This is a genomic window from Kistimonas asteriae (assembly GCF_018263925.1).
In the GTDB taxonomy this organism is placed as follows: domain Bacteria; phylum Pseudomonadota; class Gammaproteobacteria; order Pseudomonadales; family Endozoicomonadaceae; genus Kistimonas; species Kistimonas asteriae.
Genome location: NZ_JAEVHF010000002.1, coordinates 184,405 through 199,993, shown reverse-complemented (window position 1 = coordinate 199,993; position 15,589 = coordinate 184,405). Strand labels below are relative to the sequence as shown.

Sequence of the window (15,589 nt, the reverse complement as noted above, 5' to 3'; positions counted from 1 at the left end):
ATCAAGAGCGGGTAATCTGTGCAGGCGAAAACTTCAGAATGCCGCCAAGCAGATCCAGTACGGCATTAAGTGCGGCTTCCACACTGCCAACATCACCGCTGATCACCAGGCATCCGGAAAAACGATCAAGGAAACCAATTTCAACACCCGCCGCTTTCGTCGCAACATCTGCTGCAATAATGGAACCTTCACTCGGCGTAATCGTCATGATACCGATGGCGCTGACCGTCTCGGCGTTCAGGCCGAGCTTTGTCACCAGATCAGACTGGGGATGGGCTATCAGGTGTGCCAGGGTGACCTGTTTACCAGGTACATACTCCTGAATAATGCGTTCTTTCTCTTGCGACATAAGCTAATGACACCTGCCGCATAAACGGCGAACAAAACATAATACGTGCAACCAAAAACCAGCAGGCGATCAAGTTGCCAGTGTCGATGGCGTCGGTGCCCGTTTGCAGCAGCGGCAGGGATGCCGCGGTAGCGCGGAGGGCTATGGATAGCCCTTCAGCGCGGGCGAAAAACGGGTACCGATGCCATCGGCTCCCCCGATCCTTAGTAACAAGAATCAGGGAAAAAGCGATCAACCGTTCTTCTGACGGGCAATCTCTTCCCAGTTAGCGGGATAAACGACAAACAGGAAGCGGGCAAAATCCGGCGCGCTGAACTGGATCTTGGAGCCCTTCGGAATCAAGATCACGTCACCGGCATGACCCACCACTTCGCGGCCATCGATAATAACTTTCAGGGTACCTTCGATGATGTAGTCCACTTCATCATATTCCAGGGTCCAGTCGAAGGTGGTCTTGTCCATCTCCATCATGCCGCAACCCAGGCGTGGGCTTTCGGACAGTTCCAGCAGGTCGGTAATGAAGACCTTGTCACCCGGCTTGCCGGTATCGAACGGCTTGCACTTGACGGTGGCCGCCTTAACGACTGCGACACCGGATGCATCCACGTGCTTGTCGAATTCGGGCTTGGTGATCTGTTGTGCCATCTGCTCAGCGACCACCTTGCGGATGATTTGCTCGAGCATTTCAGCGTTGATCTGGGTCATGTCACACTCTCAGAACGGTTAAAAAGAAAGAAACAGAAAGCAGCTCAGGATGTTGCCAACAGCTTGATCACGGTTTCCTGCACGATCTGAATCGTACGGCTGTCAGTGATACCGAACTCTTTTTCAAGCATGTCGACGATACACTGGCGCAGCGTGTCAGGCGTTTCCACCGGTGTTGGCGCCTGAGTTTGTGCCTGTGCGCCGTGCACCACGTGAATGCCATGAATCCGCGCGTAATCGACCGCGCCGGGGGTCATCAACATATCCCGCTCCAGCAGCAGTGTGTCTCCAGTCAGGAACCCGGTGATGTTGTTCCGGGTCACTAGTCGTTTACTCATCCACTGATCTCCATGTTGTCCACAATACCGACAATGGCGGCATCCACCGGACCTTCATGGATCATGGCCGCCTTACGTGCCGCACCGCCCCGGGCTACCAACACCATGTCGCCGATCCCGGCGCCAACCGTATCGACAGCCACCATGGCGCTCTTGGAATCCTCACCATCGGAATTCACCAGGCTGACGATCATCAGCTTGAAGCCGTTGAGGCCGTCCAGTTTGCGGGTCGCCCAGATGTTGCCTGTTACCTTGCCTATCAGCACCTGCGATTCTCCTGCATCAATGCTCCGGATCATCCGGATACCTGCCGTGAGGCGATGGGGAAAACCGGAAAATCGAAATGGAGGAAACAGTAATATGAGTGCTGTCCAACCTTGTTGATTTCCATCAACTCGGCTGGAAACAATGAATGAATCCAGATCAAAGGAGTGGACTGACAGAAAGTAGATTGGCGATATGTTGAAAGCTACGGGTACTGGTCAGCAATACACGACAGCATATTCTGGTAAAGTGAATGCCCTGCAAACAACGACACTAACAGGCAGTGACTGATACCATGACCACCTACTTTCGTTGCATTCTCACTCTAGCCGCAGCGCTGTGGATCTCCGGCTGCTCAATTACCCATCCTCTGGAAACAGGTGATTCAGCGGCACTGACCCACTGCCCACCGACACCTAACTGCGCATCAACAGAATCTGACAACATCGTCCATCGCATTGAACCGTTCATACTGGCAGCGCCGGCTGATCAGGCTTGGCCGCAGATCGTCAAGACTGTCTCTGACATGCCACGGACAACCGTTAATACCGAACGTCCCGGTTACCTGTATGCAAAAAGCTACAGCAGAGTTTTCCACTTTGTGGATTACCTGGAAGTTCTGAGTGTTCCCGAGGAAAACCGTCTGGCCGTCCGCTCCTCATCGATGCTGGGCATCTCTGACTTGGGCGTGAACGCCAAACGGACCGAAACCCTGAGAAAGGCGCTTCAAGAGAAAGGAATAATCGAATAAACCATGGAGAGGAGAGAGGTCGAACGACCTCTCTGTCAGAAACACTTACATGGCAGGATAGGTATACGGCGCCTGGATGCCCAGGGGCAGGCCCAGCGCCCAGTAACCCAGCAGGAAGATCGTCCAGACCACCAGGAAGAACAGGGTGAACGGCATCATCATGGACGCCACGGTACCGATACCGGTGTCCTTGATATAGCGCTGGCAATAGACGACAACCAGCGGAAAGTAAGGCAGCATCGGGGTGATAATGTTAGAGGATGAGTCACCGATACGGTAAGCGGCCTGACTCAGCTCAGGAGAGATACCCAAGCTCATCAGCATAGGCACGAAGATAGACCCGATCAATGCCCACTTGGCAGAGGCGGAACCTACCAGCAGGTTCACCATGGCTGTCAGGAAGATAATACCGACAATCGTCGCCTGACCCGGCAGATTCATCGCCTGCAGTACTTCCGCACCGCTCAACGCCAACAGGATACCCAGGTTGGAATCCGCAAACGCTTTCAGGAACAGGGCACAGAAGAACGCCAGCACCATATAGCTGCTCATGCCCGCCAGGGTCTTGCTCAGCGAGCCCATGACGTCCTTGGAGCTCTTGAAGGTACCGGACAGCTTGCCATAGACAATACCGGGCACCAGGAACAGCAGGAAAATCAGCGGTACGATGGATTGCATCAACGGTGCGCTATAGCTGCTCAGGGAGCCTGATGCATCACGCAGACTGGAACCTTCCGGCAGACTGGTCGCCGCCAGCAGGACAAGGCCTGCCACCATAGACAGCGTGGCAAAAGTGAATGCCCGGTTTTCCTTTGCCGTCATGGTGCTCATGTTGGGCGCTTCTTCGACATCATCGTCCAACTTGAGTTTACCCAGGCGGGGCTCAATGATTTTCTCAGTCACATACCAGCCAAGACTGACAATCAACACTGACGAGCACAAGGTGAAAAAGTAGTTGCTCAACGGGTTAACGACGTAGTTCGGATCATAGATCTGTGCGGCTGACTGGGTGAAGCCCGCCAGCAACGGATCGATACTGGACGGTACAAACGCCGCAGAGAATCCGCCGGAAACACCAGCAAACGCTGCCGCAATACCCGCCAGCGGATGACGACCGGCCGCATAGAAGATAATGCCGCCAATAGGGATAACCAGAACATAGCCGGCATCGGACGCCACATGGCTGAAGATACCGATGGCAATCAATACGGGGGTAAGAATTTTTGCCGGCGTAATGCGCAGGATTTTCTTGATACTGGTATTAATATAGCCAGACTGCTCCGCCACGCCGATACCCAGCATGGCGACCAGTACCATCCCCAGCGGCGCAAACGTCATGAACGTGGTGACCATGGTGCTGAGGAACTCAGCCAGGTAGTCACCCGTCATCAGGTTCTTGACGGTCAGCGCTTCCTTGGTAACAGGGTGGATCAGATCGTAGCTGAAGAAGGAGAGGAAGGTGGAAAGAGCGAAGATAAGAACCAGACCATAAACGAACAACATGGCCGGATCAGGCAGTTTATTACCGGCTTTCTCGATGCCGTTCAGGAAACGGTCCATCAGTGCCGGCTTACCCGACGAAGCGGGTGGTGTAGCTGCAGACGACAGGTTACTACTCATTCGACCCTCGTATACTCTTGTAATAGGTGTGTATTGGTGCTTCTTTGAGTAGCCCGAATGTAAAAAATAAAGTGCGAAAAGGTAGATGATATGGATCAAGAAAGCGTACGATCGTGCGTCTTTTTTACACGAACTGGAATCAATCATTCCGGAAAACAGACGTCTCTGGTGACATCACGACATGCTTGAGAAAGAACAACTGATCAAACTGGCCAACATGCCCATGCCCTTCGGGAAGTACCAGGGGCGGGTGCTGATTGACCTCCCGGAGGAGTACCTGCTCTGGTTTGCCAAAAAGGGATTTCCACAAGGTGAACTGGGCAAACTGATGGGGTATGCGCTGGAACTGAAAATTGAAGGGCTGGATACCGTCGTGCGACCACTGCGATCAGCACGACATGTCTAGTCAGTGGCTGTTATATTCCCTATGAAAAACTATCAATTTGTCCACACTTTCCTGACCCGCCCTATCTGCTGCTCCATCAAACTGGAGAGATAAAGGTACTCATCTGTTTCCAGCACGCCAGTGGTAAAGGCAAAGCGTCCCAGTTCATCCTGTAGGTTTTTGACAATATTGCCATTGTCGTCAAAAGCGACAATATGCGCGTAGCGTTGGGCTTTCGGCCGTATCGCCGCTGGCAGGCGCTGTACAACAGTACGCAGGAATGGCTGGTCTGATAATTTGTCCAGCGCCGCGCTTCTGGGCGACACTATCCCGACCCAGTAGCGTCCATTCTGCCCTTTGGAGAGGTTATCCGGGAATCCGGGTAGATTCTCAATGGCAACCTCCACCGTGCCAGCCTGCTCACCATCCAGCCAATAACGCAATACCCGGTAACCCCCTGTCTCATTCACCAGCACTGAACGGCCGTCATGACTGACCGCGACACCGTTGGCAAAGTTCAGCCCATTCATCAGCTCGCGCGCCTTACCGGTTACAGGATCAAACGCCAGCAGGCGCCCATGACCGCCATGCTCCATAATGTCCAGCAGGCTCGCCTCGTAGGTGCCACCAGACGCTTCAGCCCCAAATTTGACGGACGATTCGGAGAAATAGACCGTGCCATCCGGTCCTTCATCAACGGCATTGGCATAAACCAGCGGCTGGCCATCAACCTCGTCTGCCAAGATGGTTTTACGCCCTTCCTTATCGAACGACAAAAGCCCCCGATAAGCATCCGCAACCAGCAAATTACCCTGTGAGTCAAAACCCAGCCCCAGGGGCCGTCCACCGGTTTCCGCCCAGTTCTCCACCTTACCACCGGGGATAATGCGGAGGATCGTCCCATCCTTCACCCCGGCATAAATCCGGGCCTGCTGATCCATGGCCAGGTCTTCCGGGCCATCGTGCCCTTCCAGCGTGAGCGTCTCCAGGGAAGAGAGTTCGCTGTTCGCCGTGAAATCACCGGTATAGCCGGGATTATCCGGCGCCTGCCAGGCCACTGGTGTCACCGGCACAGGCCAAGCCACCAGGTAGAGAATTACCAGCAGTATCACACCAGCTACGATCATCCACAGTTTCATCAGCACTCAGCCATTATTGGATTTCATACGGTTTAACCTCTAACCCTGCCATCATAGATGAAGCATTGCCAGACGGCTTGCCGATCGCCATACTGACTGGCGGTTTACCGCCTTATTGAGACGGCATTCACTATGAACAATAAAAAAACGATTGCCCTGCTGCTGTTTGATGATGTCGAAGTCATGGACTTCGCCGGCCCCTTCGAAGTGTTTTCAGTAACCAATGAGCTGAACCAGGATTATCTCTTCACGCTTCGTACTGTTGCTGTGACAACCGATCCGGTTATTGCCAGAAATGGCCTGTCCGTTAATCCGGATGTTCAGCTGGATGCGATGCCTCAGGCCGACATCATCATTATTCCCGGCGGCGACGGTACCCGTGCCGTACTGTCACAACCGGTTGTGATGAACTGGATAAAGCAAGTCAGCACCCATGCTGAGCACATACTGTCAGTCTGTTCAGGTGCCTTACTGCTGGCGGGCGCAGGGCTGCTCAATGACATGCCTGCGACAACCCACCATGAAGTGTTCGACACACTGGCTGAACTCTCCCCCTCCACCCGCCTGATACGTGACCAGCGCTTTGTCGACAATGGCAAAATAGTGACCTCGGCCGGTATCAGCGCCGGTATTGATATGAGCCTTTATATGGTGGCCAGGCTCTATGGTCACGACATCGCACAAAAAACCGCTCGATACATGGAATATCCTTACTTCACCGAGACCGATAACTCCCAGAACGAAGACCGGTTCAACGACAACTCTCCCCTGGCGTTTATGTAACCCGCTCAACGACAGTGAGCTACTATTAGGCCAATATCCCTGATCAGGCTGAGGGTTCTTTCCATGAAAATCGCAGTCTTTGGCACCAAGCCCTACGACCGTGAGTACCTGAACCACGCCAATCAGCAGTACGCGTTTTCAATCGACTATTTCAAGATCCGTCTGAATGAGGAAACCCGGGAACTGGTACGGGGGCACGATGCCGTCTGCGTTTTCGTCAACGATATCCTCAACCAGCCGGTACTGGAAACCATGGCAGAGGCTGGCGTTCGTCTGATTGCCCTGCGTTGCGCGGGCTTCAACAATGTCGATCTGAACCTGGCGGACAAACTGGGCATCAAGGTGGCGCGGGTGCCGGCCTATTCACCGGAAGCCGTCGCGGAATACACCCTGGCGCTGATCCTGACGCTGAACCGCAAAACCCATAAGGCCTGGAACCGCATCCGCGAGGGCAACTTTTCCCTGAATGGCCTGCTGGGTTTCAACATGACCGGTAAGACGGCCGGGATCGTTGGGCTGGGACGCATTGGGCTGGCGACGGCCAAACTATTGCAGGGTTTCGACATGAACGTCATCGCCTACGATCCGTTTCCTGACGAAGCGACCATTAAAGCGGCGGGTATCAAGACCGTGCCACTTCACGAGCTGTACCACCATGCGGATATCATCACCCTGCACTGCCCCCTGACGGACAGCACCTTTCACATGATTGATGCTGAAGCGCTGGAGTCCATGAAACCCGGCGCCATGCTGATCAATACCAGCCGCGGCGCATTGATTGATACCCAGGCCGCCATTCGTTCGCTGAAAGCAGAGCATCTGGGTTATCTGGGCATTGATGTTTATGAACAGGAAGGCGACCTGTTTTTCGAAGACCTGTCCGAGCAGATTATTCAGGACGATATCATCCAGCGGCTGCAATCGTTCCCCAATGTGCTGATTACTGGCCATCAGGGCTTCTTTACCCGAGAGGCACTCACCGCTATTGCCGAAACCACGCTGGCCAATATTCATGAATTCGCTGAAACCGGCACCTGCAAAAACCAGCTGACGAAAGCCTACCTCGCCTGAAGTCTTGCTTTCAGGCAACATCCCCCTGAATTTATTACTGTCAGGGTGCCCATCCCTGTCGGGAAGCTGACTCATATCATTGTTCGCTTAAACGGTTGCGATCACGCTTCGCACAAATCGGAACAACTTCCCACAACCACCTTTACGAACAGTGAGCGATTGAAACATGTACCTGGTACTGGTCCTGTTGGCCGTAGTCACCTTTGTCGTACTGGCCACATCACGCTTTAAACTGCATCCGTTCATTACCCTGTTGCTGGCAGCGTTTGCTACCGCATTTCTGGCCGGGTTACCGCTTGAACAGGTGGCATCCACCATCAGTGCCGGCTTTGGCGGCATCCTCGGCTCAATCGGTATCGTAATTATTCTGGGTACGTTGATCGGTACTATCCTCGAAAAAACCGGCGCAGCCATTACCATGGCGGATACCATCATCCGGTTGCTGGGACAGCGGTTTCCGAATCTCACCATGTCCATCATCGGCTACCTGGTGTCGATTCCGGTATTCTGTGATTCCGGTTATGTCATCCTGACCTCACTCAAGCGTTCATTGTGCAAACGTCTGGGAGCCTCGGCCGTTGCCATGAGTGTCGCACTTGCCACTGGTCTCTACGCCACACACACCTTTGTTCCGCCGACACCGGGTCCCATTGCCGCTGCTGGTAACCTTGGCCTGGCCGACAACCTTGGCCTGGTCATCGGTCTCGGCCTGATTGTCGCCGCCTTCACTGCAGTGGCCGGTTTATTGTGGGCCAACCATGTCTCTGACCGGCTGACCTGCGGTGAGGATGCCAGCGAAGAGCAGGACTACGAGGCACTTCGCGCCCAGTACGGCGAGCTGCCGTCACCGGTCAAGGCATTTGCCCCTATCCTGGTGCCCATTCTGCTGATCTGTCTGGGTTCTATCGCCAACTATCCCAGCCACCCACTGGGTGAAGGTCTGGTATTGAAGCTGTTTGCCTTTTTAGGCACGCCGCTTAATGCCCTGATGATCGGCCTGGGACTGGCCACTACACTGATTCGCGGTGACAAACGCATGGAGCAGTTCACCGACCTGATTGGCAAAGGCATCCTGGCCTGCGCACCGATCCTGCTGATTACCGGCGCCGGTGGCGCTTTCGGCAAGGTGCTTGCCACCACAGAGATCGGCAGCTACCTCGGGGAAACCCTGTCGAGTTTGGGTATTGGCATTTTCATGCCCTTCATCGTCGCGGCAGCCCTTAAGACGGCACAGGGCTCTTCAACTGTGGCATTGGTGACAACTTCCGCGCTGGTCGCCCCCATGCTGGGTGACATCGGCCTTGCCACTGAAATGGGGCGCGCTCTGACAGTACTGGCCATCGGTGCCGGCGCCATGACCGTTTCCCACGCTAACGACAGTTTCTTCTGGGTCGTTTCCCAGTTCAGCAATATGTCCGTGCCCACCGCTTACCGGGCCCAGACCATGGCAACACTGGTTCAGGGTATCACCGGTATCACAGTGGTTTACCTGATGAGTCTGGTACTGCTGTAAACTCAGTCGAAACACGACAAATGATGTCAGCCCGACGCTTCATCCATCGGGCTCTCATGAACACACTGAAAACACCCTGATACCATGAAAATTGTGATTGCGCCTGACTCATTCAAGGAATGCCTGACTGCACTCGAAGTGGCCCAGGCCATAGAGGAAGGCATTCTGTCGGTTATGCCTGATGCCGAATGTATCAAGGTGCCGGTCGCTGACGGCGGGGAAGGTACCGCCCGCTCCCTGGTGGATGCCACCGGTGGCCAGTTACGGCAATATTCCGTGACCGGACCCTTAGGGCAGCCGATCAACGCCGCACTGGGATTGTTGGGTGATGGTGAAACCGCTGTCATCGAGATGGCCGAAGCCTCAGGCCTGGCGTTGGTGCCACCGGCGCGTCGAAATCCCCTGCATACCACCACCTATGGCACCGGCGAGTTGATCAGCAAAGCGCTGGACCTGGGTGTCCGACACCTGATCATCGGCATCGGCGGCAGCGCCACCAACGACGGCGGCGTCGGTATGATGCAGGCATTGGGTGTCCAGTTTCTGGATGAATATGACCACCCAATTCCGCCAGGTGGCGCAGGATTGTTATCGCTGCATCGGATAGACACCAGCCGCCTTGATCCACGGCTTGCGGACGTGGCCTGCCAGGTAGCCTGTGATGTGAATAACCCACTGACAGGCCCTAACGGGGCATCCCATATTTTTGGTCCCCAGAAAGGCGCCACACCCGAACAGGTATTTCAACTCGACCGTGCATTAGTGCATTACGACCAGCTACTGCAATCGCAGTTGGGACAAACCGTCGGACAAATACCTGGTGCAGGCGCCGCTGGCGGGATGGGCGTTGCACTGCTGGCGTTCCTGAACGCCAACCTTCAACCTGGCATTGATATTGTTATGGAGGCTGTCGACCTTGTCAGCCACCTGCAGGGCGCTGACCTGGTCATCACAGGCGAAGGGCGTATTGATGGGCAGACCGTTTGCGGCAAAACCCCCGTTGGCGTCGCCCGCCATGCCAAAAGCATGAATCTTCCAGTCATTGCTATCGCCGGTTGTCTGGGTGACGATCACGAACAAGTGCATGCTGAAGGCATTGATGCCCTGTTTCCGGTCATCGCCCACCTTGCCAATCTGGAACTGATACTGCAGGACGGTTATCAAAACATCAGGCGCACAGCCCGAAACGTAGCCAAACTCCTGACTATTTCAAACTGACAACCACTACTTCCTGCTTCAATATTTTTATATTCAGGCCTTATTCCCGGTCAGAATCTAATACAGGGAGCTTGGCAAATGAGAGGAGGACGCCTCTCTTTTGTCATCATGTCTCAGTATTCCCTTCGCATTAGCTGGAACTTTTCAACGTTCGCAAACTCCAAAGCGTTGACACAATCAAAGCATCCTTTATCAAAGTTGCTGATTTAACTCTAATAAAACGCTTTGGAGCCTCAAGGTATGTCTGGAAGTACGCTTTTAATCGCTACTCCGCCAAAAACAACGTTTGCCGACGCCACTCAAACATTGGCTAGTGAAGCAGTAGATTTCAATTGCTATCTAGACAAAAAAGATACGGTGGCCGCCAAAGCACCTGAGATACCACTTTGTCGTCGGTGCATTAACAGATTCATCGCAATTATTGCCGTTATTAGCACACTACTTTGTGCATTAGTCGCTGCTCCTGTAGTAGGGTTATGCGGTGGTCTGGTGGCCATCGGGATAGTAGCTTCAGGAATGCCTATAGCGCCCGTCTCAGGGCCGGGAGCAGGAGCGCTCGGCATTCTGGTTATAGTTATTTTTTCTGCCGGAGCACTGACAGGCATAGGTTTTACCTTCTTCTATACACCTTATTGTATGACCTGGGTTTACGATACCGTCATGAAAAAGCTGGAATCAGATTATCAATCGCCTTGTTTTGTACAAAGAATATTAAAAGCCTATGATGGCGAGAAAGCTAATAAACCCGTTTCCTCAGAAAAACAACTACTCGATGAAGTGGATGCGACCAAGTCACCGGAATATGTCACTATGCCAGCTAAGAACCTAACTGCCTCAGATGAGATGCCAGTTGGAAATAAAAAAGAAAATAGAGATTCCAAATATTAATATATCAGGCTCATGACCTCTAAATGAAACCACACTGCAATTTAATCCCGGGCTTACATCCATTTAATACTTTGACCAAAGTGGTATTTAAATCCCTTTCATCGAATGGGATACTGGTTCCTGTTAATTGGTCATTTCAAGCCATATCGATACCTTAGTTAAGCAATGGTTAGGAATATCTTATGTCATGCATCAGCTTGAAGGGCGTGTTCTCTTGCTGTCAAGATCCTGCAACAGGCCAAATCAACAAACAGATCAAACGTACTGTTTTTGGTCGCACGGTGTTTCGTATTACTTATCCGCTACGCAGGCTGATTTCAGATATTGTCATGACAACCTATGAATTTACCCGTGATATCGCAAAGGAAGCATGGCTTTCCATGGAAGACAGGGGAATTGCTGTCATCATGGTTCCCTGTGTTTTTCTAGCCGGAGTCATGGGTTTTAGCTTTGGTCTGGCATTCGGTGCCATTGGCGGTGCACTTACGTTATTGCCCTCTGTTTATTGGGCATTCAGATCAGAAATCGATGAACTTGATACAAGTCTGGAAAAATACCTGATGACACCGAGGCCCTGGCAGGATCTCTATGAGCCTATAGAAAGTACCGCCCCGGAGACACCCCCGTCTGCCGCCGGAACATCGCAATAAACGCGCTGTCACTGGCAAAACCTAACTGGGTGCTTACTTCCGAAACCGGCAACTTCTCTGACAACAATTCCAGTGCTTTCAATAAGCGCAACTGCTGCCGCCAGTCACTGAAACTCATACCGGTTTCATACCGAAAATGCCGGCTGATCGTGCGGCTGCTGGCACCGACATCCGTAGCAAGCTGGGTCAATGTACGACCATCCTCAGGATGTTGTAATAAATGATCCGCTATCACCCGCAAGCGCCGATCCTGTGGCAAAGGCAGCATGAGTTCTGCACGAGCAGCACTGTTTAATTCGTCCTGAAGAACAATAGCAAGCCGCATTTCAGCCCCATCCTCGGGATAATCAAGTTCCCATTCACAGACACGCAGGATCAATTCCCGAAAAAGCGGGGTGACATTTAACAGACACTCGCTATCTGGCAGGGACGAGAAATAACGGGTATCAAAATACAGGCTGCGATAATGAAAGCCCTGGGTGCGGGTACTGTGCTCAATCCCCGGCGGAAGCCAGGCGGCACGATTGGGCGACAGAATGCACATCGTGTCCGCCATAGTGATCGTCATGCTGCCTTCAACGGCGTAGAGAAGCTGGGCTTTCTGATGCTGATGGCAGGGCGACTCATGGGGACCCACATCAACGGCAATCCCCATTAACGGACAAGCTAGTGTGTCCGGATCCTGTACATCGTCATGGTGGTATAAGGGCATAGTAAAAGGTAATCAAAAAGCGGCAAAACGTGTCTGTACACTGCATTATATGATCACCCGCCAGACAGCTGATAGCACATCGCTGTCAGCCATACTGACCATAATCCTGAACACTAAAATACTGAGAGTGATCAGTCCCGGGTACCCTGTGGCGTGACGATATCCCAGAAATCGGCCGGATTCATGGAAAGTGTCTTTCCCGGGCGCTGCAGATCCAGCGTTTTCTGGTACTGGTGAGCCTGCTCAAACAGCGCCAGGCACTCTGCTTCCATGACAGGGCCGTCAATCGTTACCGAGGTGTGTTCAAAGGTCCGGTTGAACGTCCGTGACTCCATTTGATCTCCCCAGTCCCATAGATGATTGATCGCATTCAGCGAAGCGCCATAGACGGCGCGGGATACCGAAAAACCCAGCAGATTGGCCCAGAACAGGCAGCCCATGCCCATGGGCTCAATCTCTGCGGTGGAGTAGAGGGTGAATGTCTCCCCATTGTCCTGATATTCCGGCATTTCTGTTGCCAGCACATGAAGGGCCAGAGTTTCTGCGTGATAGATCGGACTAATATGGGCAGCATCCGTTGCGCGCACCAGAATATCCCCCGTCACATCGTGCACGATCACTGCAGCAAAAGGCCAGACACGATTGGTTCGGGCAAAATCGATAGCCTCGGCCATGTATTCAGTATCAGACATCCGGCACTCCAGAAAATCCAGAAAAAGGGCGTCACTAGAATCAAACGCCGGAGAAGAATAGCAGCGAATCTGCCCTTGTGTTTTTTTCCAGAAGTTGACCGGTAACAACACCAGGTCACCTGACAGGCAATTGCCTCATGCACCTTTGACAATGATCAATAGCCCCTTCCACATCCGTTGATAATTTTACGGGCAATATCATCCATTACGATGGACACGTGTTTTGACCAAAAAACTGATCACCCCGGATAATCTGGAGAATTTCTGTACCGATGGCACCCTGTACGTGGAGCCCGGCTACATCCTGACGCCCGGCGCCATCGACAAGGCCCGCCTCGACGACATCACCATTCACCACGGCAAGCCCCATCCAAAAGAACCGCCGGCACTGTCTGAGGCAGGCCCCAGTCCCAGCGACCAGCACGCAGGTCATGATTTCATCATGCCGACCATCAACCTGCTGGGCAGTGGCTGCCTGACACGCGCCATCGGCAAGATCAAGGCCATGGATTGCAGCAAGGCACTGGTCGTCACAGATGCCATGCTGTGCAAGGTCGGCGTTGCCACCATCGTGACCGATATGCTGTTCCAGCACGGGATTGATGCGGTGATCTACGACGGCACCTGCCCAAACCCGTCCGTCGCCAACGTGCAGTCTGGCCTGGGCCTACTGCGCAAGAATCGCTGCGACTTCGTGATTTCCCTGGGCGGCGGCTCGCCCCATGACTGCGCCAAGGCCATCGCCCTGCTGGCTACCAATGGCGGCGATATCAGTGATTACGTTGGCATTGACCGCTCCCACAGCCCGTCCCTACCCCTGGTTGCCATCAACACCACGGCGGGCACCGCCTCCGAAATGACCCGGTTCTGCATCATCACCAATGAGCAGACCCATGTGAAAATGGCGATTGTTGACCAGAATGTCACACCCGCCATATCCATCAACGATCCGCAACTGATGCTGGGCATGCCGGCCAGCCTCACCGCCGCCACCGGGATGGATGCGCTGACCCACGCCATTGAAGCCTACATCTCCACCCAGGCTACGCCCCTGACCGATGCCGTTGCCAGCAAGGCGATGGAGCTGATCGTAAAATACCTGCCACGCGCTGTGGAAAACGGGCAGGATGAAGAAGCCCGGGAGCAGATGGCCTATGCCCAGTTCATGGCCGGCATGGCGTTCAACAATGCGGGCCTGGGCTACGTACACGCCATGGCCCACCAGCTGGGCGGCAAATACGGCTTGCCCCACGGCATCTGCAACGCGGTACTGCTGCCATATGTGATGGCCTACAACATGGAGACTGCGGCCGACCGCCTGTCTGATGTCGCCTACTTCCTGGGTTGCCGGGTACATGGCAAACAGGCCAGGGAGGCCAGTGTGATGGGGATTGAAGAAGTATGTCGTCTGTTGCTGAAGGTGAATATTCCCACCAGCCTGACCGCATTAAATATCAGCGCAGACGATATTCCGTTCATGGCGGCCAATGCCCTGAAGGATGCCTGCGCATTGACCAACCCACGCCAAGGCACACAAGCGGATATTGAACAGATATTCCACAACGCGCTGTAACGGTTAAAGGCGGGTATTTCTATCGAGTACCCGTCAACTACTGAGCCTTCTGCCGGTAAAGGCTGTAAAGTGAATGGGTGACCAGTGTCGCTACAACGATCACACCACCAATAACGGTGCTGCCTGAAGGTATCTCACCCAATACCCAAAATGCCCAGATGGGCCCGATAGTAGGTTCCAGCAACATCATCAGGGTGACTTCCGGTGCGGGCACACGCCTGGCACCCTCGCCCAGCATAAAGAAGGCTAAGCCGGATAGCAGTCCCATCACAGCCAGCACAAGAAACGATTTCAGACTCAGCGCCAGCGAAGGAACAATCAGCAGACAGGCAACAGCGACCAGCAGACCTCCCCAGCCATAGACCGACATCACATTGATCTTGCCACTGGCACTACGAATCACCGTAATATGCGCCGCTGTCAGACAGGCGCACGCAAGCGCAAACAGATTACCGAGCCATCCGCCTCCCTGAAGGTCACCAGCAAACACCACGGCAATCCCGACAACCGCCAACCCCATGGCAACCCAGGTTCGCCGAGCCGTTGTTTCACCCAAAAAGAGACGGCCATACACAGCTGCAAACAACGGCGTGGTACTCAGGATGACCAGCGCATTGGCAATACTCGTGTGGGTGATCCCCATGACAAAGGTCATACTACTGACGGCAAACAATGCAGAACCCAGCCAGGCACGAGAGCCTCTCGGCACCCACTGTTGAATGACATTGGCCCGGTAACGGAGCGCCATGATCAAAAACAGCGCAACGCCAATCATCGCCCCCCGCCAGAACACCAGACTCCAGTCATCCACACCGGCCAACCTTACCAACACACCGTCCGGTGTCAGACAGAGAGCGCCGGCAAAAGCCAGCAGATGCCCCTGCCGGGAATGCGTTGAATTCATCAACCCGGTTCTCCCTTTCATTGCTAGTCGCCTA

General features: G+C 53.8%; 18 protein-coding genes. 9 read left to right on the top strand and 9 right to left on the bottom strand.

The genetic code is table 11. The features are described 5' to 3' along the window. Position 1 precedes the first annotated feature (1 nt). From eutS to KHS78_RS03165, 4 genes are all read right to left on the bottom strand, one after another. A complete protein-coding gene (gene eutS, locus KHS78_RS03180) occupies positions 2–349 on the bottom strand; it encodes an ethanolamine utilization microcompartment protein EutS (protein WP_211825053.1) in 348 nt (115 codons plus the stop codon). A 231-nt stretch (positions 350–580) separates the two neighbouring features. Then, positions 581–1,054 (bottom strand): cupin domain-containing protein, encoded by a 474-nt coding sequence (locus KHS78_RS03175; protein ID WP_211825051.1) that lies wholly within the window; start codon positions 1,052–1,054, stop codon positions 581–583. Between the two features lie 44 nt (positions 1,055–1,098). After that, a complete protein-coding gene (locus tag KHS78_RS03170) occupies positions 1,099–1,392 on the bottom strand; it encodes a hypothetical protein (protein WP_211825049.1) in 294 nt (97 codons plus the stop codon). Further along, positions 1,389–1,691 carry a EutN/CcmL family microcompartment protein gene (locus KHS78_RS03165; RefSeq protein WP_246506046.1) on the bottom strand — a complete coding sequence of 101 codons (303 nt, stop codon included), beginning with the start codon at positions 1,689–1,691 and terminating at the stop codon, positions 1,389–1,391. Before KHS78_RS03165 ends, KHS78_RS03170 begins: the two co-directional genes overlap by 4 nt. A 260-nt stretch (positions 1,692–1,951) precedes the next feature. Here KHS78_RS03165 and KHS78_RS03160 point away from each other — a divergent pair, with 260 nt between their 5' ends. After that, the gene (locus tag KHS78_RS03160) at positions 1,952–2,407 is read left to right on the top strand and encodes a DUF1499 domain-containing protein (protein WP_211825047.1); all 456 of its coding nucleotides are present in this window, start codon (positions 1,952–1,954) and stop codon (positions 2,405–2,407) included. 45 nt (positions 2,408–2,452) lie between these two features. Here KHS78_RS03160 and KHS78_RS03155 read toward each other — a convergent pair whose 3' ends face one another. Beyond that, positions 2,453–4,027, bottom strand: a complete 1,575-nt coding sequence (locus KHS78_RS03155; RefSeq protein ID WP_211825045.1) for an AbgT family transporter — start codon at positions 4,025–4,027, stop codon at positions 2,453–2,455. Positions 4,028–4,208: 181 nt separating this feature from the next. Here KHS78_RS03155 and KHS78_RS03150 point away from each other — a divergent pair, with 181 nt between their 5' ends. Then, the gene (locus tag KHS78_RS03150) at positions 4,209–4,433 is read left to right on the top strand and encodes a DUF3820 family protein (protein ID WP_211825043.1); all 225 of its coding nucleotides are present in this window, start codon (positions 4,209–4,211) and stop codon (positions 4,431–4,433) included. Between the two features lie 32 nt (positions 4,434–4,465). Here the strand turns inward: KHS78_RS03150 and KHS78_RS03145 are convergent, their stop codons facing one another. Continuing rightward, positions 4,466–5,551, bottom strand: a complete 1,086-nt coding sequence (locus KHS78_RS03145; RefSeq protein ID WP_211825041.1) for an SMP-30/gluconolactonase/LRE family protein — start codon at positions 5,549–5,551, stop codon at positions 4,466–4,468. 132 nt (positions 5,552–5,683) lie between these two features. Here KHS78_RS03145 and KHS78_RS03140 point away from each other — a divergent pair, with 132 nt between their 5' ends. From KHS78_RS03140 to KHS78_RS03115, 6 genes are all read left to right on the top strand, one after another. After that, entirely contained in the window at positions 5,684–6,334 is a 651-nt protein-coding gene (locus tag KHS78_RS03140) for a DJ-1/PfpI family protein (protein WP_211825039.1), read from the top strand. A 63-nt stretch (positions 6,335–6,397) separates the two neighbouring features. Continuing rightward, positions 6,398–7,405, top strand: coding sequence for a 2-hydroxyacid dehydrogenase (locus KHS78_RS03135; RefSeq protein ID WP_211825038.1), 1,008 nt, complete (start codon positions 6,398–6,400; stop codon positions 7,403–7,405). Positions 7,406–7,571: 166 nt separating this feature from the next. Next, positions 7,572–8,918, top strand: a complete 1,347-nt coding sequence (locus KHS78_RS03130) for a GntP family permease (RefSeq protein WP_211825036.1) — start codon at positions 7,572–7,574, stop codon at positions 8,916–8,918. Positions 8,919–9,002: 84 nt separating this feature from the next. After that, positions 9,003–10,136 (top strand): glycerate kinase, encoded by a 1,134-nt coding sequence (locus KHS78_RS03125; protein WP_211825033.1) that lies wholly within the window; start codon positions 9,003–9,005, stop codon positions 10,134–10,136. Positions 10,137–10,376: 240 nt separating this feature from the next. Next, the gene (locus KHS78_RS03120) at positions 10,377–11,024 is read left to right on the top strand and encodes a UbiA family prenyltransferase (protein ID WP_211825031.1); all 648 of its coding nucleotides are present in this window, start codon (positions 10,377–10,379) and stop codon (positions 11,022–11,024) included. A gap of 182 nt (positions 11,025–11,206) precedes the next feature. Further along, the gene (locus KHS78_RS03115; protein ID WP_211825029.1) at positions 11,207–11,674 is read left to right on the top strand and encodes a hypothetical protein; all 468 of its coding nucleotides are present in this window, start codon (positions 11,207–11,209) and stop codon (positions 11,672–11,674) included. On the opposite strand, the gene KHS78_RS03110 is transcribed toward KHS78_RS03115, so the two are convergent. Both KHS78_RS03110 and KHS78_RS03105 read right to left on the bottom strand, forming a co-directional pair. Next, positions 11,619–12,386 (bottom strand): AraC family transcriptional regulator, encoded by a 768-nt coding sequence (locus tag KHS78_RS03110; protein ID WP_211825027.1) that lies wholly within the window; start codon positions 12,384–12,386, stop codon positions 11,619–11,621. The genes KHS78_RS03115 and KHS78_RS03110 overlap by 56 nt on opposite strands. Before the next feature lie 131 nt (positions 12,387–12,517). Next, positions 12,518–13,078, bottom strand: a complete 561-nt coding sequence (locus KHS78_RS03105; RefSeq protein WP_211825025.1) for a cytidine/deoxycytidylate deaminase family protein — start codon at positions 13,076–13,078, stop codon at positions 12,518–12,520. Positions 13,079–13,301: 223 nt separating this feature from the next. Here KHS78_RS03105 and KHS78_RS03100 point away from each other — a divergent pair, with 223 nt between their 5' ends. Further along, on the top strand, positions 13,302–14,651 hold the full coding sequence (locus KHS78_RS03100) for an iron-containing alcohol dehydrogenase (RefSeq protein ID WP_246506044.1): 1,350 nt from the start codon (positions 13,302–13,304) through the stop codon (positions 14,649–14,651). 37 nt (positions 14,652–14,688) lie between these two features. Here KHS78_RS03100 and KHS78_RS03095 read toward each other — a convergent pair whose 3' ends face one another. Continuing rightward, a complete protein-coding gene (locus KHS78_RS03095) occupies positions 14,689–15,555 on the bottom strand; it encodes a DMT family transporter (protein ID WP_211825023.1) in 867 nt (288 codons plus the stop codon). Between the last annotated feature and the right edge of the window lie 34 nt (positions 15,556–15,589).